This window comes from Leifsonia sp. Leaf264, from assembly GCF_001422325.1.
Taxonomy (GTDB): domain Bacteria; phylum Actinomycetota; class Actinomycetes; order Actinomycetales; family Microbacteriaceae; genus Orlajensenia.
Map to the genome: position 1 here is coordinate 531,970 of NZ_LMMR01000006.1, position 24,472 is coordinate 556,441.

General features: G+C 70.1%; 20 protein-coding genes. 9 read left to right on the top strand and 11 right to left on the bottom strand.

Annotation, left to right across the window (positions count from 1 at the left end; all coding sequences use genetic code 11):
• Positions 1–134: 134 nt before the first annotated feature.
• Entirely contained in the window at positions 135–2,252 is a 2,118-nt protein-coding gene (locus tag ASF30_RS15525) for a DEAD/DEAH box helicase (RefSeq protein WP_055908526.1), read from the bottom strand.
• A gap of 260 nt (positions 2,253–2,512) precedes the next feature.
• Between ASF30_RS15525 and ASF30_RS15530 the strand changes: the two genes are divergently transcribed.
• Positions 2,513–3,028, top strand: a complete 516-nt coding sequence (locus ASF30_RS15530) for a GNAT family N-acetyltransferase (protein ID WP_055908845.1) — start codon at positions 2,513–2,515, stop codon at positions 3,026–3,028.
• A 13-nt stretch (positions 3,029–3,041) separates the two neighbouring features.
• Here the strand turns inward: ASF30_RS15530 and ASF30_RS15535 are convergent, their stop codons facing one another.
• Positions 3,042–3,221 (bottom strand): hypothetical protein, encoded by a 180-nt coding sequence (locus ASF30_RS15535; RefSeq protein WP_055908529.1) that lies wholly within the window; start codon positions 3,219–3,221, stop codon positions 3,042–3,044.
• 179 nt (positions 3,222–3,400) lie between these two features.
• Here ASF30_RS15535 and ASF30_RS15540 point away from each other — a divergent pair, with 179 nt between their 5' ends.
• Positions 3,401–4,459 carry an alpha/beta hydrolase gene (locus ASF30_RS15540; protein ID WP_157497450.1) on the top strand — a complete coding sequence of 353 codons (1,059 nt, stop codon included), beginning with the start codon at positions 3,401–3,403 and terminating at the stop codon, positions 4,457–4,459.
• A gap of 111 nt (positions 4,460–4,570) precedes the next feature.
• Here ASF30_RS15540 and ASF30_RS15545 read toward each other — a convergent pair whose 3' ends face one another.
• Positions 4,571–5,398, bottom strand: a complete 828-nt coding sequence (locus ASF30_RS15545) for an IclR family transcriptional regulator (protein ID WP_055908535.1) — start codon at positions 5,396–5,398, stop codon at positions 4,571–4,573.
• A gap of 65 nt (positions 5,399–5,463) precedes the next feature.
• Positions 5,464–5,925 (bottom strand): hypothetical protein, encoded by a 462-nt coding sequence (locus tag ASF30_RS15550; protein WP_055908537.1) that lies wholly within the window; start codon positions 5,923–5,925, stop codon positions 5,464–5,466.
• Between the two features lie 143 nt (positions 5,926–6,068).
• Between ASF30_RS15550 and hutH the strand changes: the two genes are divergently transcribed.
• Positions 6,069–7,634, top strand: a complete 1,566-nt coding sequence (hutH, locus tag ASF30_RS15555; RefSeq protein WP_055908540.1) for a histidine ammonia-lyase — start codon at positions 6,069–6,071, stop codon at positions 7,632–7,634.
• A 149-nt stretch (positions 7,635–7,783) separates the two neighbouring features.
• A complete protein-coding gene (locus tag ASF30_RS15560; RefSeq protein ID WP_055908543.1) occupies positions 7,784–9,325 on the top strand; it encodes a M23 family metallopeptidase in 1,542 nt (513 codons plus the stop codon).
• On the opposite strand, the gene ASF30_RS15565 is transcribed toward ASF30_RS15560, so the two are convergent.
• Complete coding sequence (locus tag ASF30_RS15565) at positions 9,322–9,864, bottom strand: DUF1697 domain-containing protein (RefSeq protein ID WP_055908848.1); 543 nt, start codon at positions 9,862–9,864, stop codon at positions 9,322–9,324. The genes ASF30_RS15560 and ASF30_RS15565 overlap by 4 nt on opposite strands.
• A gap of 121 nt (positions 9,865–9,985) precedes the next feature.
• Here ASF30_RS15565 and hutU point away from each other — a divergent pair, with 121 nt between their 5' ends.
• Both hutU and hutI read left to right on the top strand, forming a co-directional pair.
• Positions 9,986–11,740: a urocanate hydratase gene (gene hutU / locus ASF30_RS15570; RefSeq protein WP_055908546.1), complete on the top strand. Its 1,755-nt coding sequence runs from the start codon at positions 9,986–9,988 to the stop codon at positions 11,738–11,740.
• Between the two features lie 124 nt (positions 11,741–11,864).
• Positions 11,865–13,133: an imidazolonepropionase gene (gene hutI, locus ASF30_RS15575; RefSeq protein ID WP_055908549.1), complete on the top strand. Its 1,269-nt coding sequence runs from the start codon at positions 11,865–11,867 to the stop codon at positions 13,131–13,133.
• Positions 13,134–13,174: 41 nt separating this feature from the next.
• On the opposite strand, the gene ASF30_RS15580 is transcribed toward hutI, so the two are convergent.
• The 4 genes from ASF30_RS15580 to ASF30_RS15595 all read right to left on the bottom strand — a co-directional run bounded on the left by ASF30_RS15580 (position 13,175) and on the right by ASF30_RS15595 (position 18,072).
• On the bottom strand, positions 13,175–14,824 hold the full coding sequence (locus ASF30_RS15580) for a glycoside hydrolase family 13 protein (RefSeq protein WP_055908851.1): 1,650 nt from the start codon (positions 14,822–14,824) through the stop codon (positions 13,175–13,177).
• Positions 14,825–14,900: 76 nt separating this feature from the next.
• Entirely contained in the window at positions 14,901–15,818 is a 918-nt protein-coding gene (locus ASF30_RS15585) for a carbohydrate ABC transporter permease (RefSeq protein ID WP_082467893.1), read from the bottom strand.
• Complete coding sequence (locus tag ASF30_RS15590; protein ID WP_082467895.1) at positions 15,815–16,765, bottom strand: carbohydrate ABC transporter permease; 951 nt, start codon at positions 16,763–16,765, stop codon at positions 15,815–15,817. The genes ASF30_RS15585 and ASF30_RS15590 overlap by 4 nt, the downstream gene beginning before the upstream one ends.
• A gap of 32 nt (positions 16,766–16,797) precedes the next feature.
• The gene (locus ASF30_RS15595; protein ID WP_055908552.1) at positions 16,798–18,072 is read right to left on the bottom strand and encodes an ABC transporter substrate-binding protein; all 1,275 of its coding nucleotides are present in this window, start codon (positions 18,070–18,072) and stop codon (positions 16,798–16,800) included.
• Positions 18,073–18,166: 94 nt separating this feature from the next.
• On the opposite strand from ASF30_RS15595, the gene ASF30_RS15600 reads away from it, so the two are divergent.
• A complete protein-coding gene (locus ASF30_RS15600; protein WP_055908555.1) occupies positions 18,167–19,462 on the top strand; it encodes an ROK family protein in 1,296 nt (431 codons plus the stop codon).
• Positions 19,463–19,472: 10 nt separating this feature from the next.
• On the opposite strand, the gene ASF30_RS15605 is transcribed toward ASF30_RS15600, so the two are convergent.
• Complete coding sequence (locus tag ASF30_RS15605) at positions 19,473–20,000, bottom strand: SixA phosphatase family protein (RefSeq protein ID WP_055908558.1); 528 nt, start codon at positions 19,998–20,000, stop codon at positions 19,473–19,475.
• Positions 20,001–20,058: 58 nt separating this feature from the next.
• Here ASF30_RS15605 and ASF30_RS15610 point away from each other — a divergent pair, with 58 nt between their 5' ends.
• Positions 20,059–20,862 carry a dienelactone hydrolase family protein gene (locus ASF30_RS15610; protein WP_055908562.1) on the top strand — a complete coding sequence of 268 codons (804 nt, stop codon included), beginning with the start codon at positions 20,059–20,061 and terminating at the stop codon, positions 20,860–20,862.
• Positions 20,863–21,009: 147 nt separating this feature from the next.
• On the opposite strand, the gene ASF30_RS15615 is transcribed toward ASF30_RS15610, so the two are convergent.
• The gene (locus ASF30_RS15615; RefSeq protein WP_055908565.1) at positions 21,010–21,990 is read right to left on the bottom strand and encodes an arginase family protein; all 981 of its coding nucleotides are present in this window, start codon (positions 21,988–21,990) and stop codon (positions 21,010–21,012) included.
• A 275-nt stretch (positions 21,991–22,265) separates the two neighbouring features.
• On the opposite strand from ASF30_RS15615, the gene ASF30_RS15620 reads away from it, so the two are divergent.
• A complete protein-coding gene (locus tag ASF30_RS15620; protein ID WP_055908859.1) occupies positions 22,266–24,464 on the top strand; it encodes a heavy metal translocating P-type ATPase in 2,199 nt (732 codons plus the stop codon).
• The last annotated feature ends 8 nt before the right edge of the window (positions 24,465–24,472 follow it).

The window sequence follows — 24,472 nt, forward strand, 5'->3', positions numbered from 1 at the left end:
AGAACGGTAGGCCGCGCATGTGATCGGACGGCGACGGGCAGGCGAACTTCTCGACACCGAATAGACGGAAGGCCCCCGCCCGGCGAACCGGACGAGGGCCTTCGATGCATCCTGCGAGTGCAGGAGCCGCTGGTCTACAGCGCAGCGAGCTCGCGCAGCAGCTCGTCGCCGGGGCGGGTGTCGACGAAGTCGGCCGAGATCTCGGCGCGCTCGAGCAGCTCGCTCATGCGACGCTGACGCTGACGCGGGATGAGCGTCACGACCGTGCCCTGCTTGCCGGCGCGGCCGGTGCGGCCGGCGCGGTGCAGGTAGGTCTTGTACTCGTCGGGGGCGTCGGCCTGGATGACCAGGTCGATGTCGTCGACGTGGATGCCGCGGGCTGCGACATCCGTCGCCACGAGAACGCTGACGCGACCCGAGGTGAGCTGGGCCAGGTTGCGCGTGCGGCGGCCCTGGTTGAGGTCGCCGTGCAGCGAGACGGCGGGGATGCCGGCGTCGTCGAGCAGGTCGGCGAGCTGCTCGGCGAAGGCGCGCGTGCGGGCGAAGACCAGGGTCTTTCCGTTGCGGTCGGCGAGCTGCTCGATGATGGCGGCCTTGTCGCGGTGCTCGATGACGAGAACGCGATGGTCGATCGTGGAGGAGGCCTGGTCTTCACCGGCGACCTCGTGCACGGCCGGGTTCACGAGGAACTCGTTGACGAGGGTGGCGACGCCCTTGTCGAGGGTGGCCGAGAACAGCAGCTTCTGGCCGCCGTCCTTGGTGTGACGGAGGATGCGCTGCACGGGCTCGAGGAAGCCGAGGTCGCACATGTGGTCGGCCTCGTCGAGAACCGTGATGGCCACCTCGCTGAGGTCGAGACGACCCTGCTCGATGAGGTCCTCGATGCGACCGGGGGTGCCGATCACGATGTCGACGCCGCGCTGGAGGGCACCGACCTGCTTGTACTGCGGCACGCCGCCGTAGATCTGCGTGGTGAACAGGCCGACGCTCTGGGCGATGGGCTGCACTGTGCGGTCGATCTGCAGGGCGAGCTCACGCGTCGGAGCGAGGATGAGCGCACGGGGCTTGCGGCCGATCTGGCGCTTTCCGCCCGACTTGCCGCTCTGCGCCCACTGCTTCATGAGCAGCTCGACGGTGGGAGCCGCGAAGGCGATGGTCTTGCCGGAGCCGGTCTTGCCGCGGCCGAGAACGTCGCGACCCTCGAGCACGACCGGGATGGTCGCCGCCTGGATCGGGAACGGGCTGGCTGCGCCGAGAGCGGTGAGGGCTGCGACGATGTTGCCGCCGAGGCCCAGGTCTCCGAAGCTCACGCCGTCGACATCCGTCGCCTCGATGGCCTGGGCCTCGAGACGCTCGAGCACCACGTCGTCCTCGGGGGTGAAGTGCCCCTTCTGGTCGCCGTGCACGCGACCGGCACCGTTGTGCTCGCGCGCTCCGTAGAACTTGCTCTCGCTGCGGTCCGACTGCTTGAAGCCGGGGCGCTCGTAGGCGCCGCCACGGTGGTCGCCGCGGTCATCGCGACGGTTGTCGTCACGACGCGGGGGACGCTCGCCGGTGTTGTAGGTGGGACGATCGGCGCGCTGGGCGCGATCGTTGTAGGCGGGGCGAGCGCTGCGGTCGTTGCGGTCGCCGTAGGCGGGACGCTCGGTGCGCGGTGCGCGCTCCTCGCGGGGGCGATCGCCGTAGCCGGACTCGCGCTTGCCGTAGGCGGGGCGGTCGCCGCGCTGCGGGCGGTCGTTGTTGTATGCGGGGCGGTCGTTGCCGTAAGCCGGACGCTCGGTGCGAGCGCCACGGTCGTTGCGGTCACCGTAGGCGGGACGCGCGTTGCGGTCACCGTAAGCCGGACGCTCGGAGCGAGCACCACGGTCGTTGCGGTCACCGTAGGCCGGACGCTCAGTGCGAGCACCACGGTCGTTGCGGTCACCGTAAGCCGGACGCGCGTTGCGGTCACCGTAGGCCGGGCGCTCGGAGCGCTGGCCGTATGCGGGACGCTCACTGCGCTGCGGGCGGTCGTTGCCGCGATCGTTGCGGTCGTTGCCGTAGGAGCGACGCTCTCCGGCACCGGATGCTGCGCGCTCGGCGCGCTCGTCGGCGTTCCAGCGCGCCTTCTTGGCGGGGGCCTCCGACTCGGGCTTCCAGCCGCGGTGGCCCGGGCTGCGCGAGCCGGCCTTGGGTCCACCCTTGCCGCTACGGGCGTAGGGGTCGAAGTTCTTGGCGGGGCGACCGCCAGCGGGCTTCTTGTTATTGGGCATAGCTCATTCCTGGGTTGTTCTCGCGTACATGGCAGAACAGCGGTGCGCACGAAAGCGCAGCGCAACTGAGAACCCGGAATCTTCGTCGCCCGGGGCCGTTCACATACAGTGTGATTTTCGCCAGCAGAATTGCTGCGAAACCGGCCCAACAGACTTACAAACCCATCCGCACACAGTGCGGTGTCAAGAGCCGACTGAGGCAGACTACCGGACGAAGCTGGGAAACGTCGATGAAATATGCCCGGTTTAGCATGATTTCCGTGTCAGTCAGCATCACCGTGGAACCGCCCCGTCAGCCCGAGATCGAAGACCTGCTCCGTCAATCCAGCGCCTACGCCATGGCGTTGTATCCGCCGGAGAGCAACTTCCTGTTGAGCATCGACTCGCTCGAGCAGCCCGGCGTCACCTTCTATGTCGCTCGTGGCACACGGGGGGAGGCCATCGGTTGCGCGGCCATCGTCGTCGACGCGGAGTCCGGGGACGGGGAGTCCGGGGAGGGGGAGTCCGGGGCCGGAACGGAGACCGCCGAGCTCAAGCGCATGTTCGTCAGCCCCGAGGCGCGCGGTCAGCGCGTGGCCAGCCGCCTGCTGGATCGCATCGAAACGGATGCGGCTGCCAGCGGCATCCGTCGCATCGTGCTCGAGACCGGCGACCTGCACGACGCAGCGCAGTCGCTGTATCGACGTGCCGGCTACGAGCTCATCCCGCAGTTCGGCCAGTACGTCGGCGAGCCGCACAGCGTGTGCTTCGCCAAGGATCTCGCCGCAGCGGTCTGACCCCACCCGGCTCTCAGGTGGCGTCGGGCGTGCGATCGCCGCCGGCCGACTCCGAGGCGACTCCCCGACGCACGATGTCGTCGTCGCGAAGTTCGTCGGCCTCCGTTCGACGCCGCGGCGCCCGCGCCACGAGGGCGTAGACCGCTATGCCGGCGCCGATGACGGCGAGCGCCGCCCACCCCGTCCAGTCCATGAGCCGACGATAACGCTCGGGGCCGCTGCGTGGGTCACCGAGATGCGGGGCGCTCTCGCCGGTGCTGAACCCCTGATTCGGATTAGGAATCGGGGCGACGCGGATCTATCCTCATCTCACGCTCAGTCGACCGGTCCCGGCACGTGGAGCACGATCCACGCCGCACGACCGGAGCATCCGTGAAGTTCTCCCGACCCGCCCAGGGGCGCCCCCGCCGCCGAGCCGTCATAGCGCTCGCCGCTTCGGCGACGGCGCTCGCTGGAGCAGTGATGCTGTCGGGCTTCCACGCCGAACTCCACGACATCGACCCGGCCGGGTCCGATCGAGCCAGTGAGCTGACCACCCCCGAGCGCATCGGCATCCGCACCTGGACCGTGTCCACGGGCATCACGGTGCAGCCCGACATCACCTACGGCACCCGAGAGGACGGCACGCGCCTCGACCTCGACGTGTGCTCCCCCGCATCCGACCCCGTGCCCGGCGAGACCCGCATCGGCATCGTCTCGATCCACGGGGGCAGCTGGGCGCGCGGTGACAAGTCGAACGACGACTGGCGTCATGTCTGCCAGTGGCTCGCGTCGGAAGGCTTCGTCGCGTTCTCGGTGAACTACAGGCTCGTGCCGGCCGTGCACTTCCCGGCGGCGATCGACGACGTGCAGCTCGCCGTCGAATGGGTGCGCGAGCACTCCGCCGACTACGGCATCGACTCCACGCGCATCGGCGCCTTCGGCGGCTCGGCCGGCGGCAACCTCGCGGCCCTCCTCGGAACCCGTGGCGAGGGCGCCCTGGACACCGGGTCGCGGGTCGCCGCCGTAGCCGAGCTCAGCGGCCCCATCGACCTCACTGACGCCGCCATGCGCAGCACCGGAGCCGGCGAGCTCGTGCAGCAGATCTCCCTGAACTACCTCGGATGCGAGCATCTCGACAGCTGCCCCCAGGCAGCGGACGCGTCGGCCACGACCTTCATCGACCCGAGCGATCCGCCGGTCTTCATCGGGCACTCGGAGAACGAGTTCATCCCTCTCGGGCAGTCGACGGATTTCGCCGATGCCCTGAGCAATGCCGGCGTGGCGAACACAGTCCAGGTCGTCGCTGGCGCCGGTCACTCCATCGGAATCCTCGACGAGGGCATGCGTGCCAAGGTCGCCGACTTCTTCAGGGCGACGCTCGCTGCGCCGGTGGCGACGGATGCCGCCGCCCAGGCCGCGGCGACGCCCGCGCCCCTCGCAGCGGGCTGAGCCGCGCCCGCGCTCGAACGCCGGCACAGTTCAGGCTCGATTCGCTTCGGCATGGCGAGTCGCGCCTCCGGAACGGCGCGTCGCTCGATCCGGCCTGAATTGGGCTCGCGGTCAGCGTTGCGGAGCCGCACCAACCGCACCAGCGGCACCTGCCGCGGGCGTCGCGGCCCCACGGATGCGGCGACTCAGCTCGCTCGCCGTGCGCGTGATCTCCGCAGCGAGCGCCGCGCGATCCGACGGTGCCACGTTCTCCCGCGGGAAGGTGCTCGCGATGCCGGCGGCCGGCCAGCCGGCGTGGTCCAGCACCGCAACGGCAACGGAGGCGAACCCGGCCGTGATCTCGCCGTCCTCCACGGCGAACCCGTCGGTGCGCACCCTGTCGAGCACCGCGCGCAGCTCCCGGAGGGAGCGCGGCCCGGTGGCCTCGACGTCGTCGCTGCGGGTGACGAAGGCTGCGGCATCCGGATACAGCGCCCGAACCTGGGCGACGGGCAACGCCGCGAGGAGGGCCCGCCCGCTCGCCGTGAGGTGCGCGGGAAGTCGCACGCCGACATCCGTCACCAGGGAGGGTCGCCGCCGGGCACGCTCCTCGACGATGTAGAGCACGTCGCGTCCGTGCAGTACCGCGAGGTGAGCGCTCTCCCCCGTGCGGTCGACGAGGGATGCCACCAGCGGACGACCGAGCAGCGAGAGCGGCTGCTGCCGCGAGAACCCGCTGCTCAGCTCGAAGGCGGCCACGCCGAGCCCGTAGCGCCGAGCCTCGGGCAGGTGCACGACGAAGCCGCGCTCCTGGAGCACGCCGAGCAAGTGGTAGACCGTGGAACGCGGCAGGCCGAGCGCACTCGCTATCGTCGACGCCGGCACCGGACCGCGCTGGGCTGCCAGGTGCGACAGGATCGCGAGGGTCTGGTCGGCGGCTGGAACCTTGGTGCCGGGCATGCGCACAGTCTGGCATCCCGGACACGCCGACTCGAGCGGATGCCGCACGCGGCCCGCGACCTCGTTCAGTGGATGCGCGCCGTCCGTCGACTCGATCGGATCTCCTGCGACCCGTCGGCGACGAGACCGGTACGCAGCGCGTCCACCGCCGCGAGCGCCGATTCAAGCCCCAGAGCAGAGCTGCCGTACCAGCGCCCGCAGGTCAGAACGACGCAGCCATCGAGCGAGAAGTACCAGCCGTGACGGCCTGGACCCTGCCCATCGACGAGCACGATGTCGAGGTCGTTGATGGACCGACGGATGCCGATCGCGTGCGCATGCGCGGAGTCGAAGGTGTCGTACAACCCGCCGCTGCGGGCGAGTTCGCGATTGTTCGACGCGAGCACCCGCCACACCCCCGGGTGGTCGGGGTGGTCGGCGAGCTGTCGCGTTCCGACGACAGAGTCGCGGAACCTGGTCCAGGCCCGCAGCATCGGGTCCGAGCCCGACCGGAAGGTCGAGAAGACGATCCTCGGGCTTCCGGTCACGGGTCCACCCTTCCGCGCGGCGGTGACATCCCGGGGGACAGCGGCTGAATCGGAGGTGAAGGCCCGACCGCACGTCTGGGATCCCGGACACGGATGCCGCCGGCGTGGTGGCCCGGCGCACCGGCGTGGAGTGGGATCGGAGGATGAGCACGAGCGCAGACATCAGCCAGGCCGCATCCGTCACCGTGGGCATCGCCGCCCTGAGCATCGACGAGGTCGTCGCGGTCGCCCGGCGCGACGCCGCCGTCGTGCTCGACGAGGCCGCGCTGGTCGAGGTGGAGCGCAGCCGCGCCATCATCGACGCCCTCGCCGAGGACCCGGAACCGCACTACGGGATCTCCACCGGCTTCGGGGCTCTCGCGACCACCTTCATCGCCGCCGACCGTCGCGCGCAGCTCCAGGCCAGCCTGGTGCGCTCGCACGCCGCCGGCTCCGGCGCGGAAGTGGAGCGCGAGGTCGTGCGGGCGCTCATGCTCCTGCGCCTGTCGACCCTCATGACCGGCCGCACCGGCGTGCGCCGCGTCACCGTGGAGACCTACGCCGCCATCCTCAACGCCGGCATCACCCCGATAGTGCGCGAGTACGGCTCCCTGGGCTGCTCAGGCGACCTCGCCCCCCTGTCGCACTGCGCGCTCGTGGCCATGGGCGAGGGCGAGGTGCGCGCGGCCGACGGCCGGCTGCTCGCCGCCGGCGATGCCCTCTCGGCCGCGGGCATCTCGCCGCTGAAGCTCGGCGAGAAGGAGGGCCTCGCCCTCATCAACGGCACCGACGGCATGCTCGGCATGCTCGCCCTGGCCATCGACGACCTGCGGATGCTGCTCACGACGGCCGACGTGAGCGCCGCGATGAGCGTCGAGGGCCTGCTCGGCACCCAGGCCGTGTTCGCGCCGGAACTGCACAGGCTGCGTCCCCAGGTGGGCCAGGCGGTCTCGGCCGCGAACCTGTACGCCCTGCTCGCCGGCTCCCCCATCGTCGCGAGCCACAAGGGCCCAGAGTGCACCCGCGTGCAGGACGCCTACTCGCTGCGCTGCGCCCCCCAGGTGCACGGCGCCGCCCGCGACACCGTCGACCACGCGGCATCCGTCGCCGACCGCGAACTGGCGAGCGCCGTCGACAACCCCGTGCTCACTCTCGACGGCCGGGTCGAGTCGAACGGCAACTTCCACGGCGCCCCGGTCGCCTACGTGCTCGACTTCCTCGCCATCGCCGTGGCGGATGTCGCGAGCATGTCGGAGCGGCGCACCGATCGCTTCCTCGACCAGGCCCGCAGTCACGGCCTGCCACCGTTCTTGGCGCACGAGGTCGGCGTCGACTCCGGCCTCATGATCGCGCAGTACACGGCGGCCGGCATCGTGAGCGAGCTGAAGCGGCTGGCTGTCCCGGCATCCGTCGACTCGATTCCATCGTCGGCGATGCAGGAGGACCACGTGTCGATGGGGTGGGCAGCGGCCCGCAAGCTCCGCCGCTCGATCGACGGCCTCACCAGGGTGCTCGCCATCGAGGTCATGACGGCCGCTCGGGGCCTCGACCTTCGGGCACCGCTCGTTCCCGGTGCCGCGACCGGTGCCGTCGTCGGCCTCGTGCGCACCGTCGTCGATGGACCCGGACAGGACAGGTTCCTCTCGCCCGAGATCGAGGCGATCGTGGAACTCGTGGCCTCCGGTGCCGTCGTCACAGCCGCGAACACGGCCGTGACACTCGTTCGGTAGCGAACCGGCGCCCGTTCGGGCAGAATTCACCGTTCTGCGCCCCGATCGGCGCACAGATGCATTGTCACCGGGCAGGTCGAGTGACAGACTGAAATCGGTGCCGGTCGCATGACCGGCCATCCATCACCCGAAGATGGAATCCAGTGCATATGCAGAACTCGACGGAAGCACGACCGGCGGTACGGCGGGGGGTCGTCCGCCGAATCTCGCTGCTCTCAGCCGTCACGCTGGCGGCGACTCTCGGCATCCTCGGCGCGCCGTCGGCGGCTCTGGCCGAGGGATGCGACTCGACGGCGATCAGCGATGCCACGTCGACGCCGGCTCCCGAACCCTCGGACGGGCAGACCGACGCCGCCTGCACGGACACTGCGACTCCCACCCCGACGCCCGAACCGAGCGCCACCCCGGAGCCCACGGCGACGCCCGAGCCGAGCGCGACGCCGGAACCGACCGCCACCCCCGAACCGACGGCGACGCCGAAGCCGACTGCGACACCGACTCCAACTCCGAAGCCGACCGCGACGCCGACTCCGAAGCCGACGGCGACGCCGACTCCCTCCCCTGAGCCCACGACGGAGCCGACCACCGGCCCGGCCGATCCGGAGCCCACCGCACCGCCCATCGCGGCGCCGACAGGACAGCCGGACGACGCCGGCTCGCAGATCCCGGTGCGCCGCCCCGTCGTCATGTCCACAGCCCTCGCCAGCCTGGCGAAGGCCCGCGCCGCGAGCATGCTCGTGGCCAAGACGAAGCTCGACGCCGCGCGCGCGAGCTACACGAAGGCCTCGCAGGCCTACAGGTCGGCGCAGGCGGAGGTCGATGCAGCACGCAGTGTCTCCGACAAGCTCGAGTCCCTCGCTGACGCGGCAGACCTCCAGGCGCAGACCTCCGCCCGCGCCCTGCTGCAGGTGGCGCACTCCACGGGAACTCACGGGGGGCCGAGCACGCTCGACGTCCTGTTCGACACCCATGGCGGCGACCTCCTCAGCGCACTCGGCGCGGTCAAGCAGCTCGACCGCATCTCGGCGAATCCCGCCGATCTCGGCGTGCGGATGAAGGCCGACGCCGCCAGGGCCGAGGAACTGCGTGAGAAGGCGGCGGATGCAGCCCAGAAGGCCGCATCGGTCCCGCTCGATGAGATGCAGCTCGCGATGGATGCGGCCAACAGCACGGTGGGGACCGCCACGGCAGCCCTCGCGACGGTTCGCCTGCAGGTCGCAGCATCCGGGGTGGCGTCCAGCATCCCGAGCGCAGTGGACCGCGGGCAGCTCAGCGACGCCGGCTGGATCAGCCCGGTTCTCGGGAACATCACCGACGGCTACGGGCCCCGGCCGGAGCAGCCGGCCGGAGCAGGTCCCTTCCACTACGGCACCGACATCGCTGCCGCCTGCTCGACCTGGATCAGCGCCGCGACGGCCGGAACCGTGGTCGACACCGGCTGGTTCGGATCCCTCGGCAACTGGGTGCTCATCGATCACGGAAGCGGCGTCGAGACCGCGTACGCCCACCTCGCAACCGGCGGAACCGTCGTGAGCGTCGGGGAGAAGGTCGAGGTCGGCGAACCGATCGGCCTCGTCGGAAGCACCGGAGCATCGACGGGATGTCACCTGCACGTCGAGGTGCGACTCGACGGGGTGCGCACAGACCCGATGCCGTTCTTCGCCGCACGCGGAGTCGCACTCGGCGACTAGCCCTCGTCGAGCAGCTCCATCAGCCGGGTGCTCGTGCGCCAGCTGCGTACAGTCATCTGCTGGAACACCGGCAGCGCCATCAGTTTCTGGACGCGCGTCTTCGTGGCCTGCGCCGCGACCCTCGAGAAGTAGAGCGCGCCGGGACCGCGGGCGATCGAGTCCACGCCGTCGCGGAGTTCGGGCAGGTGCGGCCAGACCTCGTCGGCTGTGAGCGGCTGCTTGAGGAAGTACACGTCGCTGCGCAGCTTCTCGGAGCCGTGGTCGGCCGGGGCGGCCGCCATCGTCGCCGCGAACTCGTCGTGCGACCTCACCACGACGAGGATCGGGATCTCGAAGCGTTGCAGCAGCATCCGTTCGAGGGCGTCCTCGAGCTTCGGTCCCGTCGCGACTTTCGCCTCGAACAGCACGTTCCCGCTCTGCAGGTGGGTGTGCACGCCCGTGTAGCCGGCGTCGCTGAAGCAGTCGACGAGGGCCGACATCGGCACGGCATTCCTGCCACCGACATTGATCCCGCGCAGCAGCGCGACCGAACGCGACATGACCCCACTGTGACACGGACCACGGATGCCGTGCACGGGCGAACCGCCGACGTCTGGGATCCCGGACACTCGGGTGGCGGCGTCGGTTGTCCGCGGCATCCGGGTGCTGTGTGATCGATGCATGACCGATGCACCCACGACAGCTCGCACTGTCCGCGCCGCCCGCGGCACGACCATCACGGCGAAGAGCTGGCAGACCGAGGCGCCTCTGCGCATGCTGATGAACAACCTCGACCCCGAGGTCGCCGAGCGCCCCGAGGACCTCATCGTCTACGGCGGCACGGGCAAGGCCGCCCGCAGCTGGGAGGCCTACGACGCCATCGTGCGCACCCTCGAGACCCTCGACGACGACGAGACTCTTCTCGTGCAGTCGGGTAAGCCTGTGGGCGTGTTCCGCACTCACGCGTGGGCTCCGCGGGTGCTCATCGCCAACTCCAACCTCGTCGGCGACTGGGCGACGTGGCCCGAGTTCCGCCGCCTCGAGGCCCTCGGCCTCACCATGTACGGCCAGATGACGGCCGGATCGTGGATCTACATCGGCACCCAGGGCATCCTGCAGGGCACGTACGAGACCTTCGGGGCCGTCGCGCGCAAGCTGGCGGCCCGCGTGCCGCGCGGCGCCGATTCGCCCACTTCCGCCCGTGCAGACGCCTTCCCACTGGCGGAAGTGGGCAACTCGGCACAGCTCGCGGGCGCGACCCTCGCCGGCACCCTGACCCTGACGGGCGGATGCGGCGGCATGGGCGGAGCACAGCCCCTCGCCGTCACGATGAACGAGGGGGTCGTGCTCATCGTCGACGTCGACGAGTCGCGACTCGCCCGCCGCGTGGAGCACGGCTACCTCGACGAGTACACGACAGACCTCGACGCGGCGCTCGAGCGCGTCCTCGCGGCGAAGGCGGCACGCGTGCCGCTCTCGGTCGGCGTCGTCGGCAACGCGGCGACTGTGTTCACCGAGCTGCTCGAGCGCAACGTGCCGATCGACATCGTGACCGACCAGACCAGCGCGCACGACCCACTGCACTACCTGCCCGAGGGCGTCTCGGTCGAGGAGTGGCATGAGCTCGCGGCATCCGACCCCGAAGCGTTCACTCTCCGCGCCCGCGCGTCGATGGCCAAGCAGGTCGCCGCGATGGTCGGCTTCCAGGATGCCGGAGCCGAGGTGTTCGACTACGGCAACTCGATCCGCCGCGAGGCCGAGCTCGGCGGTTTCGAGCGGGCGTTCGCCTTCCCGGGCTTCGTGCCCGCCTACATCCGTCCGCTGTTCGCCGAGGGCAAGGGCCCGTTCCGCTGGGCTGCGCTCTCGGGCGACCCGGCCGATATCGCCGCGACGGACCGCGCCATCCTGGAGCTGTTCCCCGAGGACGAGCACCTGCGCCGCTGGATCACCCAGGCCGGAGAGAAGGTGCATTTCGAGGGGCTGCCCGCCCGCATCTGCTGGCTCGGCTACAAGGAGCGCCACCTCGCCGGCCTGAAGTTCAACGAGATGGTGGCATCCGGAGAACTGTCGGCGCCCGTCGTCATCGGCCGCGACCACCTCGACTCGGGATCGGTGGCATCGCCCTACCGCGAGACCGAGGCCATGGCCGACGGATCGGACGCCATCGCCGACTGGCCGCTGCTGAACGCCCTGCTGAACACGGCCTCGGGCGCGACCTGGGTGTCGATCCACCATGGCGGCGGCGTCGGCATCGGCCGCTCCATCCACGCCGGCCAGGTCATCGTCGCCGACGGCACACCTCTCGCCGCCGAGAAGATCGAGCGGGTGCTGGTGAACGACCCCGGCACCGGCGTGATGCGCCACGTCGACGCCGGCTACGACCGCGCCCGCGAGGTCGCTCACGAGCGCGGCCTGCGCATCCCGATGGAGGAGTGAGCCACCGTATGAAGGCATTCCGCCATCCATCTGAAGGCAATCCCGCGCCGACCCCAGTGATCACGCGGACGGCGTCGTCGCTGTGCCTTCACACGGCGGCAGCCGGAGCGGGGAGGATGGGCGCGTGAGCACCCTGGTCATCACCGACATCGGCGAACTCGTCACGAACGACCCGGCGTCGGGTCGCGACGGCGGAATGCTCGGCATCATCCGCGACGCCGCCGTGCTCATCGAGGATGGGCGCATCGCCTGGGTCGGTCGGGCCGTCGAGTTGCCCACTTCCGACAGTCGCACGACCGCCGCACAGGCGGAAGTGGGCAACTCGATCGACCTCGACGGCGAGCGCGAGGTCGTCGACGCCGGCGGACTCGCCGTCATCCCGGGGTTCGTCGACTCGCACGCCCACCTCGTGTTCGGCGGCGATCGGGCCGTCGAGTTCGAGGCTCGGATGGCGGGGCGGCGCTACGAGGCGGGCGGCATCCGTTCCACGGTCGCTGCAACTCGCGCGGCCTCCGATGACGAGTTGCGGATGCGGCTGGCCGGCTTCATCGCCGAGATGCGCGCCCAGGGCACGACGACCGTGGAGATCAAAAGCGGCTACGGGTTGAGCGTCGCCGATGAGGAGCGCGCCGTGAGACTCGCCAACGAGGTGACCGAGGAGGTCACCTTCCTCGGGGCGCACGTGGTGCCGGCCGAGTACACCGACGACCGCGACGCCTACGTCGACCTCGTGGTCGGAGACATGCTCGCCGCCTGCGCGCCGCACTCCCGCTGGATCGACGTGTTCTGCGAGACCGGCGCGTTCACCATCGCGGAGTCGCGTCGGGTGCTCGAGGCCGGCCTCGCTGCCGGCCTGCTTCCCCGAGTGCACGCCAGCCAGCTCGGCGAGGGCGCCGGCGTTCAGCTGGCCGTCGAGCTGGGGGCGGCATCCGTCGACCACTGCACCTTCCTGACGGATGCCGACATCGCGGCGCTGGCTGCATCCGGCAGCGCCGCTGGATCCGGCACCGCGGGATTCGGCACCGTGGCGACGCTGCTGCCGGGCGTGGAGTTCTCGACTCGGCAGCCGTATCCGGATGCCCGCCGCCTGATCGACGCGGGCGTGACCGTGGCGCTGGCGAGCGACTGCAACCCGGGGTCGAGCTACACGAGCTCGCTGCCGTTCTGCATCGCCGTGGCCGTGCGCGACATGGGCATGACCCCGGGCGAGGCACTGTGGGCCGCGACGGCCGGAGGCGCTGCAGCACTGCGCCGCGACGACGTGGGCGTCATCCGACCCGGCGCCCGTGCCGACCTCGTGCAGCTGAGCGCGCCGAGCCACGTGCACCTGGCCTACAGGCCGGGCGTTCCCCAGGTCGCGGCGGTCTGGAAGGACGGCGTGCGGGCGGCCTGAACCACCCGCACACCGCTCTCAGTCGAAAAGCCGGCGTGCCGTCACGCCGAGCGCAACCACACCGCGGACTCGCCGGCCAGTCGGCCTCCGTCGAGCGGAGCGCTCGTGATGAGCACCTCGCCTGCTGGCAGCGCCACCGGCTCGATGCCGAAGTTCAGCACGATCTCCCAGCCGTTCGGGCGGCGGACATGCAGGACGTCGGCACGATCAGTGGAGACCCACTCGAGTTCCTCCGCCGTCTGCAGGGCATGTCGCAGAGCGAGGGCGTCGCGGTAGAGCGACAGCGTCGAGCCCGGATCACCCTGCTCGGCCTCGACCGAGGAGTCGCCGAACCAGGCCGGTTGCGGCAGGTGGGCCGAGTCGTCGCCGAAGCCGAAGGACGAGCCGGCGCGCGTCCAGGGCAGCGGCACGCGGCATCCGTCACGCCCGATGTCGACCCCGGGATTGCGGAAGTACGCGGGATCCTGACGCTCGGCCGCCGGGATGTCCGCGACCTCGTGCAGGCCGAGCTCCTCGCCCTGGTAGACGTAGGCCGACCCGGGCAGGCCGAGCATGAACAACGACGCGGCCCGTGCCCGACGCAACCCCTGTTCACGGAGGAGCACCGGGGCGGTGCCGCCGGACAGCAGCCACTGCGACCCGTGCTTCTCACCGGCGCTGGAACGCGGCGGCAGTCCGTAGCGGGTCGCATGGCGCACGACGTCGTGGTTGGAGAGCACCCACGTCGTCGATGATCCGGATGCCGCTGCCAGGGCCAGGTTCGCCGCGACGATCGAGCGGAACTCGTCGGCGTCGAACTCCGCCTCGAGCAGGTCGAAGTTGAACGCCTGGCCGAGCCCGTCGGGGCTGGCGTAGCGGGGGCGTCGCGACGAGTCGACCCACGCCTCCGCGACAGCCGTACGCGGCGGGTCGTAACTGTCGAAGACCCGGCGCCACTCCGCGTAGATCTCATGCACCTCGTCGCGGTCCCAGAGCGGGTGGCCGCCGTCGTGGGGCATGGCGTCCATCTCCGCCTGGGTCGGCAGCTCGGCGTCGAGCTTCTTGCTCAGCCCGTGGGCGACGTCGATCCTGAAGCCGTCGACCCCACGGTCCGACCAGAACCGCAGCGTACGCACGAAGTCCTCGTGCACCTCGGGGTTGTCCCAGTTCAGGTCGGGTTGCTCGGTGGCGAAGTAGTGCAGGTACCACTGTCCGTCGCCGACGGGTTCCCAGGCCGGGCCGCCGAACGCACTGGTCCAGTCGGCCGGTGGCAGCTCGCCGTTCTCGCCGAGGCCGTCGCGGAAGATGTAGCGCGCTCGCGCGGCCGATCCCGCCGGCGATGCCAGCGCCTCGACGAACCACTCGTGCCGATTCGAGGTGTGGTTCGGAACGATGTCGACGATGATCCTGATGCCGGCTCCGTGCAGCGCCGCCACCATCGCGTCGAAGTCGGCGAGGGTGCCGAGCCGCGGGTCGACGTCACGGTAGTCGTCGACGTCGTAACCGCCGTCGGCCAGCGCCGACGGGTAGAACGGGCTCAGCCAGACCGCGTCGATGCCGAGGTCGCGCAGGTAGGACACGCGCGCCGTGATCCCGGGCAGGTCGCCGATGCCGTCGGCGTCGGCGTCGGAGAAGCTGCGGGGGTAGATCTGGTACACGGCTGCCTGGCGCCACCAGGTGGGATCGGAGTTCATCACCTCCGTATCCTCCATGGCATCGGGCGGGGTGTCGAGCACAGTGATCAAGCGCTCTTCCTTTCTTGAGGTGGCTGTGTGCGGATCGGATGCGTCAGCCCTTGACGGCGCCCTGCGTGACGCCTTCCATGACCCAACGCTGGGTGAACAGGTACGCGATGATCGCCGGGGCCATGGCCATGAGATACGAGGCGAACGACACGTTGTAGTTGGTGCTGAACTGCGTCTGGAAGATGTTCTGCACCACCGGCAGGGTCTGCTGCGCCGAATCGGCGATGATCAGCGACGGCATCATGAAGTCGTTCCACGAGGCGAGGAAGGCGAAGATGCCGACTGTCGCACTCATCGGGGCGAGCAGCGGGAAGACGAGCCGCCAGAACGTCTGGTTCGTCGTGGCGCCGTCGATCCGTGCACTCTCCTCGAGCTCCAGCGGGATCGACCGCAGGAAGGCCGTGAACAGCAGGATGCTGAACGAGAGCTGGAACATGATGTGCAGGATTGCGACCCCGGCCGGGTTCGCCAGGCCCAGCAGGCCGGTCAACTGGATCTGCGGGAGGGCCACGACGGTGAACGGGAGGAACATCGCCGCCAGCAGGTAGAAGAACGAGTACCTGAAGAACCTGCGCTCCCAGTTCCGGGCGATCGCATAGGAGGCGAGAGCGCTCAACAGGATGGTCCCGATGACCGTCACGGCCGTGATCAGGATGGAGATCGTGAACGACACCGGGAAGTTCGTGAGCTCCCACGCCTTTGCGAACCCGGAGAAGTCGATCGGCGACGGCAGGGAGAACGCGTTCCCGTCCACCGACTGCGACGTCGACTTGAGCGCCATCGACACTGTCACATAGAGCGGGACGAGCACGGTGAGAGCCGCCAGCATGAGCACGATCGTCGTGCCCCAGTTGGCGCGTTCCTGCCCGACGCGGCCACGCCGCCGCCTCGTGGTGACAGCTTCGTCTCGCGCGGTCCGACGGGAGTCTCCGAGCGGGATGCTTGCTGCTGCCTGAGTCATGCGAGGGCCGTCCTTCCGCGGGTGAGCCTGAGTTGGATCACCGAGATGACCACGGCGATGATGAAGAAGAGGGTCGCGTTCGCCATCTGATAGGCGTAGTCGCCGCCGGTGAAGCCTGTGAAGATCGTCATGGCGACGCTGCGTGTCGCAGTTCCGGGTCCGCCGTTCGTCAGGCCCACGATGACGTCGTAGACGTTGAGGTAGCTCTTGAATCCCAGGATGATGTTGATCACGACGTAGCCCGACACCAGCGGCAGTGTGACCGACCAGAGCTGACGGGTCGGCTTGGCGCCGTCGATCGCTGCGGCCTCGTACACCTCGCCGGGGATCGAGAGCAGGCCGGCGATGTAGATGAGCAGGGTGCCGGGGATCGACTGCCAGGCACTCACGATCACTATCGCGATCCAGGCGAGATCGGGATTCGCGAGGATCGACTCCTGCAGCGGACCGAGGCCGATCGAAGTCGCGAATGCCGGCAGCGAGTTCGAGAACAGGAAGTTGAACACGTAGGCGATGACGATGCCCGAGATCACCATCGGGATCACGAAGACGGCCCGCAGCCCCGTCTTCACCCTGATGCGCGACGTCAGCCCGACAGCCAGCAGGAACGCGATGAGGTTGACCAGGAGCACCGTCACGACGGCGAAGCCGAAGGTGAAGAGGTAGCTCGACAGGATCGCCGGGTCGGAGAACACGGCGATGTAGTTCGTGATCCCGATGAACTCCCAGTCACCGAATCCGATGAAGTTCGTGAAGCTGTAGAAGATGCCGAGCACTGCTGGCAGCGTGATCGCCAGCGTGAAGAGCACGAGCGATGGAACGAGATACCAGAGGTAGATCCCTTCGACGCGGATCCTCCGTCGACCCGGGCCGCCGGGCGGCGGCGAGGTCGTGGCGGTGTCTGCCTGGGTCGCCGTGCGGCCGGCCGGCTTGGCGATTGTTGTCATCGGTTCAGTCCTTTCCGGATGCCGGTGCTCGTCTACCCGCGCAGCGCGAGTCGGGCCCAGTCGGCGTCGAGCCGCGAGAGCGTCGAGTCGACGTCGGAGCCTGTGACGATCGATTGCATGTAGTTGTCTGACGGGATGCTGAGCGGGATGAACTTGGATGCGCCCTGGTAGAACCGGCCGTCGTCGTAGTACTTCTGCATCCCGAGGATGCGCGGATCGGTGGCGGGAGCCGCATCCGTCGTCGTCCCGAAGCCGAGGAAGGCGGCGTTGTAGTCGTCCATGATCTGCTTCTGCATGAGGTAGCCGATGAACGCGCGCGCTGCAGCCTTGTCGGTGCCGACCTCGGGCACCCACAGAGCGAGGTCGAGGTTGACGCGCACCTTGAGGTCGTCGGGATCGTCGGTCACCGGCAGCGGGAAGGTTCCGAGCTCGAGGTCGGGGTTCGTCTTGGCGATCTCGCCGAGCGCCCACGGCCCCTGCATGTACATCGCGGCCTCACCCTTCGCGAAGGCGACGTTGCCGTCGCCGTAGCTGCGGCTGGCGGCATCCTGGTTCGTGTACGAAGCGAGCTTCACCATCTTCTCGACCGGCGCCTTGAGAGTCTTCTCGAACGACACCGTCGAGCTCGGGCCCACGTCCGTGCCCTCGGCACTCAACTCGTCGTAGAACCCCGAGACGTCGATGGAGCCGCCCACCGTGTAGTCGAACAGTCCCTGCCCGACCGACCACGGTTCCTTGAAGGTGCTGTAGATGGGCGTGATCCCCGCAGCCTGGAACGTGTCGCACGCGGCGATGAGCTCGTCCCACGTGGTCGGGATCTCGACGCCATTGTCCTCGAACATCTTCACGTTGTAGATCACTGAGGCCGCTGCGACGGAGTACGGCAGCACGCTGGTGCGTCCCGGATAGGTCGCGTACTGGTCGACGAGGTCCTGGACGTCGGGGCGGATGCGCTTCGCCTCCGGCATGTCGCCGAGGTCGGAGAGGGCGCCGCGCTCCATGAAGCGCGCCATCTCCTCGTTGTAGTTGAGCAGCCCGACGTCGGGCGGATTGCCGCGGAGGAATCCGGCCGAGAGGTTGGAGGCGCTGTCGAGCGTGACGTGCACGTCGGACTGCTCGGCGTTGAAGGTCTTCACCAGGTCGCGGAAGAACGGGATCGCCTCGGGCTTGCTGATGAGGAAGGTGATCTCGGATGCGCCGCCCGAGTCCGCGGCGCAGCCGCCGAGGGCGAGGCTCAATCCGACGACCGCGGCGGTCGCGAGTGCGGTTCGTGTGCGCCGTGGGCGCCGTGGTGATGCGTGGGGCACGTCGTCGTCTCCCTGTGTGCGTCGGCGGCTCGCCAGCGGGCCGCATCCGTTCCTTTGTAAATATAGAATGTAGATTTACTTGGTGTAGGAAATAATGAACCATCCTCGAGGAAAGGTCAAGCGCGTGCTCGAATCCGTCGCAGCGACATCGCCGACGATGCTGCGACGACGGAACGCCGACGTGGTGCTGCGCTTCGCCTGGTCCGAGCAGGCATTCACCGCGAGCGACCTGATCGCACACACCGGGCTCACGCGATCCACCGTCATCGGCGTCTGCGACGAACTCGTCGACCGCGGCTGGCTCGCCGAACTCGACGATGCACGCAGCGTCGGCGAGTACAGCAAGGGCCGGCCGGCGAGGCGGTACGCACTTCGGGCGGATGCAGCATCCGTCGTCGGAGTGGACGCCGGACGCCACAGCGTCACAGCCTCGGCAGCCGACCTGCGCGGCACCGTGCTCGGGACAGCCAGCCGGGCCATCACCGACGACGCCGACGGCGAGGAGCGGCGGGCCGTGGTGCGCGCCGTCATCGACGACGCGGTGGCGGCAGCCGGACTCGCCGACGTCGGCGTGCGCGCGATCTGCGTCGGAGTGCCGGCCCCGACGGACGCCACCGGTGCATCGCCGCGCGGAACGGATGGCTTCTGGTCGTTGTCCAACCCCGACTTCGTCGGGCTGCTCGCGGACGAGCGACGCCTGGCCCTCGTCGACAACGACGCCAACCTGGCCGCCATCGCCGAGGGCGCCGAGAGACTCGGCGAGGGCAGGGGCGTCGAGTCGTTCATCACCCTCCTCTCCGGGGAGCGCATCGGTGGCGGCATCGTCGTCGATGGCCACCTGCTGCGCGGGGTGCGCGGCGGAGCAGGAGAGATGCGCGTGCTCGACTACGTCGACGGCGTCGGATCGGCCGACGGCGCGGCGGCACTCATCAGGGAGTGGTCACGCGAGGCGGTGGCGACGGGTTCCGTTCCGGCGACGAGCGTGCTGCGGCACGCCGGACTGCCCGAGTTCGACGCCCAGGACGTGCTCGACGCCGCCGGTGCCGGTGATGCCGCAGCCGCGGCAGTGACCCAGCGTCTCGCCGAGCGGTTCGCCCGTATCTGCGTCGTGCTCGGCGAACTGCTCGACGTGCAGCGCGTGGTCATCGCCGGTGCCATGGCCGAACCGCTCGAGGCCGTATTGGCCGCGGCTCGCGTCTCCATCGCCGGCTATGACGATCCGACGGCTCCGGAGCTCGTCGGGTCCCGTCTCGGAGGGGGCGTCGTCAGCCTCGGCGCGGTGCGCAGGGCCCTCGACGCCGTCCGTGAAAGCGCGCTGGACCTCGAGCTCGCCTCGCTCGCAGGCGACCGGGCGACGTCGACGCCCGAACGGAGCCCGGCGTCGCTCTGACGTCAGGCGCTCAGCGATCGGCGGAGTGCTCCGGCGCCGCGAACAGCACCGAGACCGGCCGCAGCCCCGCCAGGCCCGTCCAGGCGCCGGTGTCGAATCCGAACTCGGCGACGGCGCACGTGGGCATCGCGGCGATGGCCTCGGACCCACGATCCACGGTGAAGTGCGCGGCCAGGTCGCTCATACCCGGGTCGTGCGCGACCACCATGACGGTGTCGACGTCGGCGTCGGCATCCGTCTCGTCCAACTCGGCGACGACATCGAGCATCGTCGCCGGCGATGCCCCGTAGAGCAGGTCGAGCACCCGGATGCGATCGGTCGCGTAGCCCAGTTCGTCGGCGATGATGGTGGCCGTGGTCAGCGCCCTGACAGCGCTGCTGGAGAACACGACGTCGGGCGCGAGGCCACGCTCCCGCATCCGTCGCCCCATGCGAGGAGCATCCCGCCGCCCGCGATCGTTCAGCGGGCGTTGATGATCGGTGAGGTCCGGGTCATCCCAGTCGGACTTCGCGTGCCGCACGATCACGAGGGTCTTCATGCCAGTCCACGCTACTCCGGCACGGTAGCGGCGTGGGTGCTGCGGCTACGATCAGCCCATGACCGATGCCGCCCCCACCGCAACCCTCGACGGCTGGGTGGTCTCGCCCTTCACCGGCGGCGGCCTCACCCACGACTGCTACGAGAAGGGCAGCGGCCCTGGCGTCGTGCTCATCCCCGAGATCCCGGGCATCACGCCCGAGGTTCTCGGGCTCGCCGAGCACCTGGTCGGGCAGGGCTTCACCGTGGTGGTGCCGTCGCCGTTCGGCGTGCCCGGGCGTCCCGCGAGCACCGGCTACACGATGGGGGTCGTCGCCAGGCTGTGCGTCTCGAGCGAGTTCCGGGCCTTCGCAACGGATGCCGCCCGCCCCGTCAGCGCCTTCCTGCGCGCCGTCGCCGCCGATCTCAATGAGCGCACCCCGGGGCCGGGGGTCGGCGTGATCGGGATGTGCTTCACCGGCGGGTTCGCGCTGGCGGCGGCCGTCGACGACTCTGTGCTCGCGGCCGTCGCCAGCCAACCGTCGGTTCCGTTCCCCCTGGGCGCCCGGCGCATCGCAGACCCCGGCCTGAGCACTGCCGAGTTGGATCGCGTCGCCGCGCGGGCGGCATCCGGCGACCTCTGCGCGATCGGACTGCGCTTCAGCGAGGACTTCGCCTCCCAGGGCGCTCGCTTCCGCACCATCAAGGCGCGGCTCGGCGAGGCGTTCGAGGTCATCCCGCTCGACTCCTCGCCCGGCAATCCCGGCGGCTTCTCCCGCACGGCGCACTCCGTGCTCACCGACGAGGTGCGCGAGACGCCGGGGAACCTGGCCCTCGAGGCTCGCGCCCGCGTCGTGGCGTTCCTGCACGAGCGGCTCGGCTGAGCGTCTCGGGTCGCCCACCCCAGCCACCGAGTTGCCCACTTCCGCCAGTCGCGAAGTCCGTAACCACCGGAAGTGGGCAACTCGATCGCGCGACCGCAAGCGCAGCGCGACCGCTAGCGCAGCGCCACCGCTAGCGCAGGGCGACCCCTAGCGCAGGGCGACCCCGGCCAGCGCCTCGAGCACGAGGAGGGCGGCGAGGCGCACAGTGCGTCCGTCTTCGGCATCCGCTGTGGCATCGACCTCGGCGATGTCGATGGAGCGCACGCGATCGTCGGCGGCTGCGGCACGGGCCGCCGCGCGCAGCTCCCAGGCCGAGATGCCCCCGGGCACTGACGCCGGGCATCCCGGAGCGACCGAGCGGTCGCAGACGTCAACATCGACGTCGACGTGGACCGGCCCGCCCGCGGCACCAGCGATGTCGAGGGCCTCGGCCATGACGTCGCTCATCGGGCGGCGGTGCAGCTCGTCGCGGTGCACGACGGTGATGCCGTAGTCGAGGGCGCGACGGGCGTACTCGGCTGAGTTCGCGAAGTCGGCGATGCCGATCTGCACCACGCGGCGGCCGTCGAGGCCGGCCTCGATGAGGCGGCGCACCGGGGAGCCGTTCGACTCGCCGTCGCGCAGGTCGTAGTGAGCATCGAGGGTCACGAGGCCGGCTGCAGGCAGCGCCTCACCCCACACGCCGAGAGCCGTGGCGACGGTCACCGAGTTGTCGCCGCCGAGTGCCACGAGCAGCCGCGCTCGGTCTGCGGCATCCGCCACGGCGGCGATGGCACGCCCCTCGCCGATGGGTCCGTCGGGGTCGTCGACGTCGCCGGCGTCGACGGTGACGAGCGCAGCCAGGTCGAGGTGGTCGAGCACGAGCCGCGAGGTCGAGCTGCGGTCGGGCATCAGGGCGGGGCTGTAGCGGCGCAGCACCTCGCGGATCGCGGCCGGAGTGGCGTGCGCACCGGTCGGCGAGAGCGAGGTGCGCCACGCCGGGAGACCGATGATCGCGAGGTCGGGGTGGATGCCCGGCTCGAGCTCGTCGAACGACGGCCAATCGCCGGCGCGGGGCCAGAGCGGGTCGTGCGGAAGACCGTGTTCGGCGTCGAGATCGGAGTCGGGGTCAGTCGCGGGGTCGGTCACCCTTCGAGCCTAACGAGTGGCCTCGTTCGGCGGAATCGGGAACAGAATCCGCGATCTGTGGTTGTATGGAGAGGTACCCCCCAGGGGTATTGCAGGAAACCGGGTCGAAAGGGGTCGTAATGGCTGAGAAGGACGTCGTGACGGATGCGTACGCCGAGCACGCGCAGCACGGGCACGAGGCGGCACATGACGGCCACGAAGGCCACGGCCACCCGGGCGCGCACTCTCACGACGAGCACGCCGGGTACGACCACTCGGAACACGACGCCCACGCGATGCACGAGCACGCCGGGCATGACGACGCGGGACACGCCGACCATTCGGCGCACGATGCCCACGCGATGCACGACCAGCATGCCGGGCACGACCACGCGGGCCACGCCGACCACGCGGAACACGATGCCCACGCCGGACATTCGGACCACGACGCCCACGCCGGACATTCCGGACATGCAGGCCACGGCGGCCACGCCCACCACGTCGCCCAGTTCCGTCGCCTGTTCTGGATCATGCTCGCGATCGCCGTGCCCGTCATCGCGTTCAGTCCGACGTTCGCGATGCTGCTCGGGTACGAGCTGCCCGATGCATCCGTCGTCGCCTGGATCTCGCCGGTGCTCGGCACCGTCATGTTCTTCTGGGGCGGCTGGCCCTTCCTGTCTGGCGGCGTCTCCGAGCTGAAGAGCCGCCAGCCCGGCATGATGCTGCTCATCGCGCTGGCGATCTCCGTGGCCTTCATCGCCTCCCTCGGCGCGAGCCTCGGCCTGCTCGACCAGCAGCTCGACTTCTGGTGGGAGCTCGCCCTCCTCATCGTGATCATGTTGCTCGGCCACTGGATCGAGATGCGCTCGATCGCGCAGGCATCCTCGGCGCTCGACGCCCTCGCAGCGCTCCTTCCCGATGAGGCCGAGCGGGTGACGGATGCCGGCACCGAGCTGGTCTCCCCCGCCGATCTCGCACTCGGCGACGTGGTCATCGTGCGTCCCGGCGGTCGCGTGCCGGCCGACGGCGAGGTGACGGAGGGCTCAGCCGACATCGACGAGTCGATGATCACCGGCGAGTCGCGCCCCGTCCCCCGCGGCCCCGGCGACCACGTCGTCGCCGGAACCGTCGCGACCGACACCGCCATCCGCATCCGCGTGAGTGCCATCGGCGACGACACCGCCCTCGCCGGCATCCAGCGCCTCGTCGCGAAGGCTCAGGCGTCGAGCTCCCGCGCCCAGCGCCTCGCCGATCGGGCCGCTGCGTGGCTGTTCTGGTTCGCGCTCGGCTCCGCCGTGATCACCGCCGTGGTCTGGACCGCCCTCGGTAACCCCGACGACGCGGTGGTGCGCACCATCACCGTGCTCGTGATCGCCTGCCCGCACGCCCTCGGCCTGGCCATCCCGCTCGTCGTCTCGATCGCGACGGAGCGGGCGGCGAAGGGCGGCGTGCTCATCACGGATCGCCTGGCGCTCGAGACCATGCGCACCGTCGATGCCGTGCTGTTCGACAAGACCGGCACGCTCACGAAGGGCGAGCCCGTGGTGACGGATGCCGCAGCAGCCCCCGGCTTCGACCCCGACCGCGTGCTCGCCCTGGCGGCAGCCGCCGAGGCCGACTCGGAGCATCCGCTCGCCCGGGCGATCGTGGCGAACGCTGCGTTCCGTGGCCTCGCGTCGTTACCGGCGACGGGCTTCGTCGCGTCGCCGTCGGTGGGTGTTCGCGCCGACGTTGACGGGCATGTGGTTCAGGTCGGCGGGCCGGCGCTGCTCGCGACTCTCGTAACAGCCGATCCCGAGGCTCACGCGCCTTCCGCTGCCTCCCCGCTCGCAACGGCTGCGGCGGGCTGGGCGCAGGCGGGCTCCACGGTGCTGCACGTCGTCGTCGACGGACGGGTCGCCGGCGCGCTCGCACTGTCCGACGAGATCCGGCCGGAGTCGCTCGAGGCCGTCGCCGCCCTGCATCGTCGGGGCATCCGCGTGGTGATGATCACCGGCGATGCCGAGCCCGTGGCCGCCACGGTGGCTTCGGCGCTGGGCATCGACCGGGTCTTCGCCGGCGTTCGCCCCGAGGACAAGGCGGCGAAGGTGCAGGAGCTCCAGGCCGAGGGACTTCGCGTCGCGATGGTCGGCGACGGCGTTAACGACGCCCCCGCGCTGGCCCAGGCCGACGTCGGCATCGCCATCGGAGCCGGCACCGACGTGGCCATAGCCTCGGCCGGCGTCGTGCTGGCCAGCTCCGACCCGCGCTCGGTGCTGTCGGTCATCGAGCTGTCCCGCGCGAGTTACAGCAAGATGCAGCAGAACCTCTGGTGGGCGGCCGGTTACAACCTGCTGTCGGTGCCCCTCGCCGCAGGCGTGCTCGCGCCGATCGGGTTCGTGCTGCCGATGTCGGTCGGCGCCATCCTGATGAGCCTGTCGACCATCATCGTGGCAGCGAACGCGCAGCTGCTGCGTCGCCTCGACCTGCGCCCGGAGGTGTCCGCGCGCCGCTGACGGCGAGC

What these genes read in the sequence shown, in the direction of transcription:
- ASF30_RS15535 (WP_055908529.1), bottom strand. Translation starts at nt 3,221, where the DNA reads ATGGACTGGACGGGGTGGGCGGCGCTCGCCGTCATCGGCGCCGGCATA.
- ASF30_RS15545 (WP_055908535.1), bottom strand. Translation starts at nt 5,398, where the DNA reads ATGCCCGGCACCAAGGTTCCAGCCGCCGACCAGACCCTCGCGATCCTG.
- ASF30_RS15585 (WP_082467893.1), bottom strand. Translation starts at nt 15,818, where the DNA reads ATGACTCAGGCAGCAGCAAGCATCCCGCTCGGAGACTCCCGTCGGACC.
- ASF30_RS15580 (WP_055908851.1), bottom strand. Translation starts at nt 14,824, where the DNA reads ATGGAGGATACGGAGGTGATGAACTCCGATCCCACCTGGTGGCGCCAG.
- hutH (WP_055908540.1), top strand. Translation starts at nt 6,069, where the DNA reads ATGAGCACGAGCGCAGACATCAGCCAGGCCGCATCCGTCACCGTGGGC.
- ASF30_RS15560 (WP_055908543.1), top strand. Translation starts at nt 7,784, where the DNA reads ATGCAGAACTCGACGGAAGCACGACCGGCGGTACGGCGGGGGGTCGTC.
- ASF30_RS15565 (WP_055908848.1), bottom strand. Translation starts at nt 9,864, where the DNA reads ATGTCGCGTTCGGTCGCGCTGCTGCGCGGGATCAATGTCGGTGGCAGG.
- ASF30_RS15605 (WP_055908558.1), bottom strand. Translation starts at nt 20,000, where the DNA reads ATGAAGACCCTCGTGATCGTGCGGCACGCGAAGTCCGACTGGGATGAC.
- ASF30_RS15525 (WP_055908526.1), bottom strand. Translation starts at nt 2,252, where the DNA reads ATGCCCAATAACAAGAAGCCCGCTGGCGGTCGCCCCGCCAAGAACTTC.
- ASF30_RS15620 (WP_055908859.1), top strand. Translation starts at nt 22,266, where the DNA reads ATGCACGAGCACGCCGGGCATGACGACGCGGGACACGCCGACCATTCG.
- ASF30_RS15600 (WP_055908555.1), top strand. Translation starts at nt 18,167, where the DNA reads ATGAACCATCCTCGAGGAAAGGTCAAGCGCGTGCTCGAATCCGTCGCA.
- hutU (WP_055908546.1), top strand. Translation starts at nt 9,986, where the DNA reads ATGACCGATGCACCCACGACAGCTCGCACTGTCCGCGCCGCCCGCGGC.
- ASF30_RS15590 (WP_082467895.1), bottom strand. Translation starts at nt 16,765, where the DNA reads ATGACAACAATCGCCAAGCCGGCCGGCCGCACGGCGACCCAGGCAGAC.
- ASF30_RS15610 (WP_055908562.1), top strand. Translation starts at nt 20,059, where the DNA reads ATGACCGATGCCGCCCCCACCGCAACCCTCGACGGCTGGGTGGTCTCG.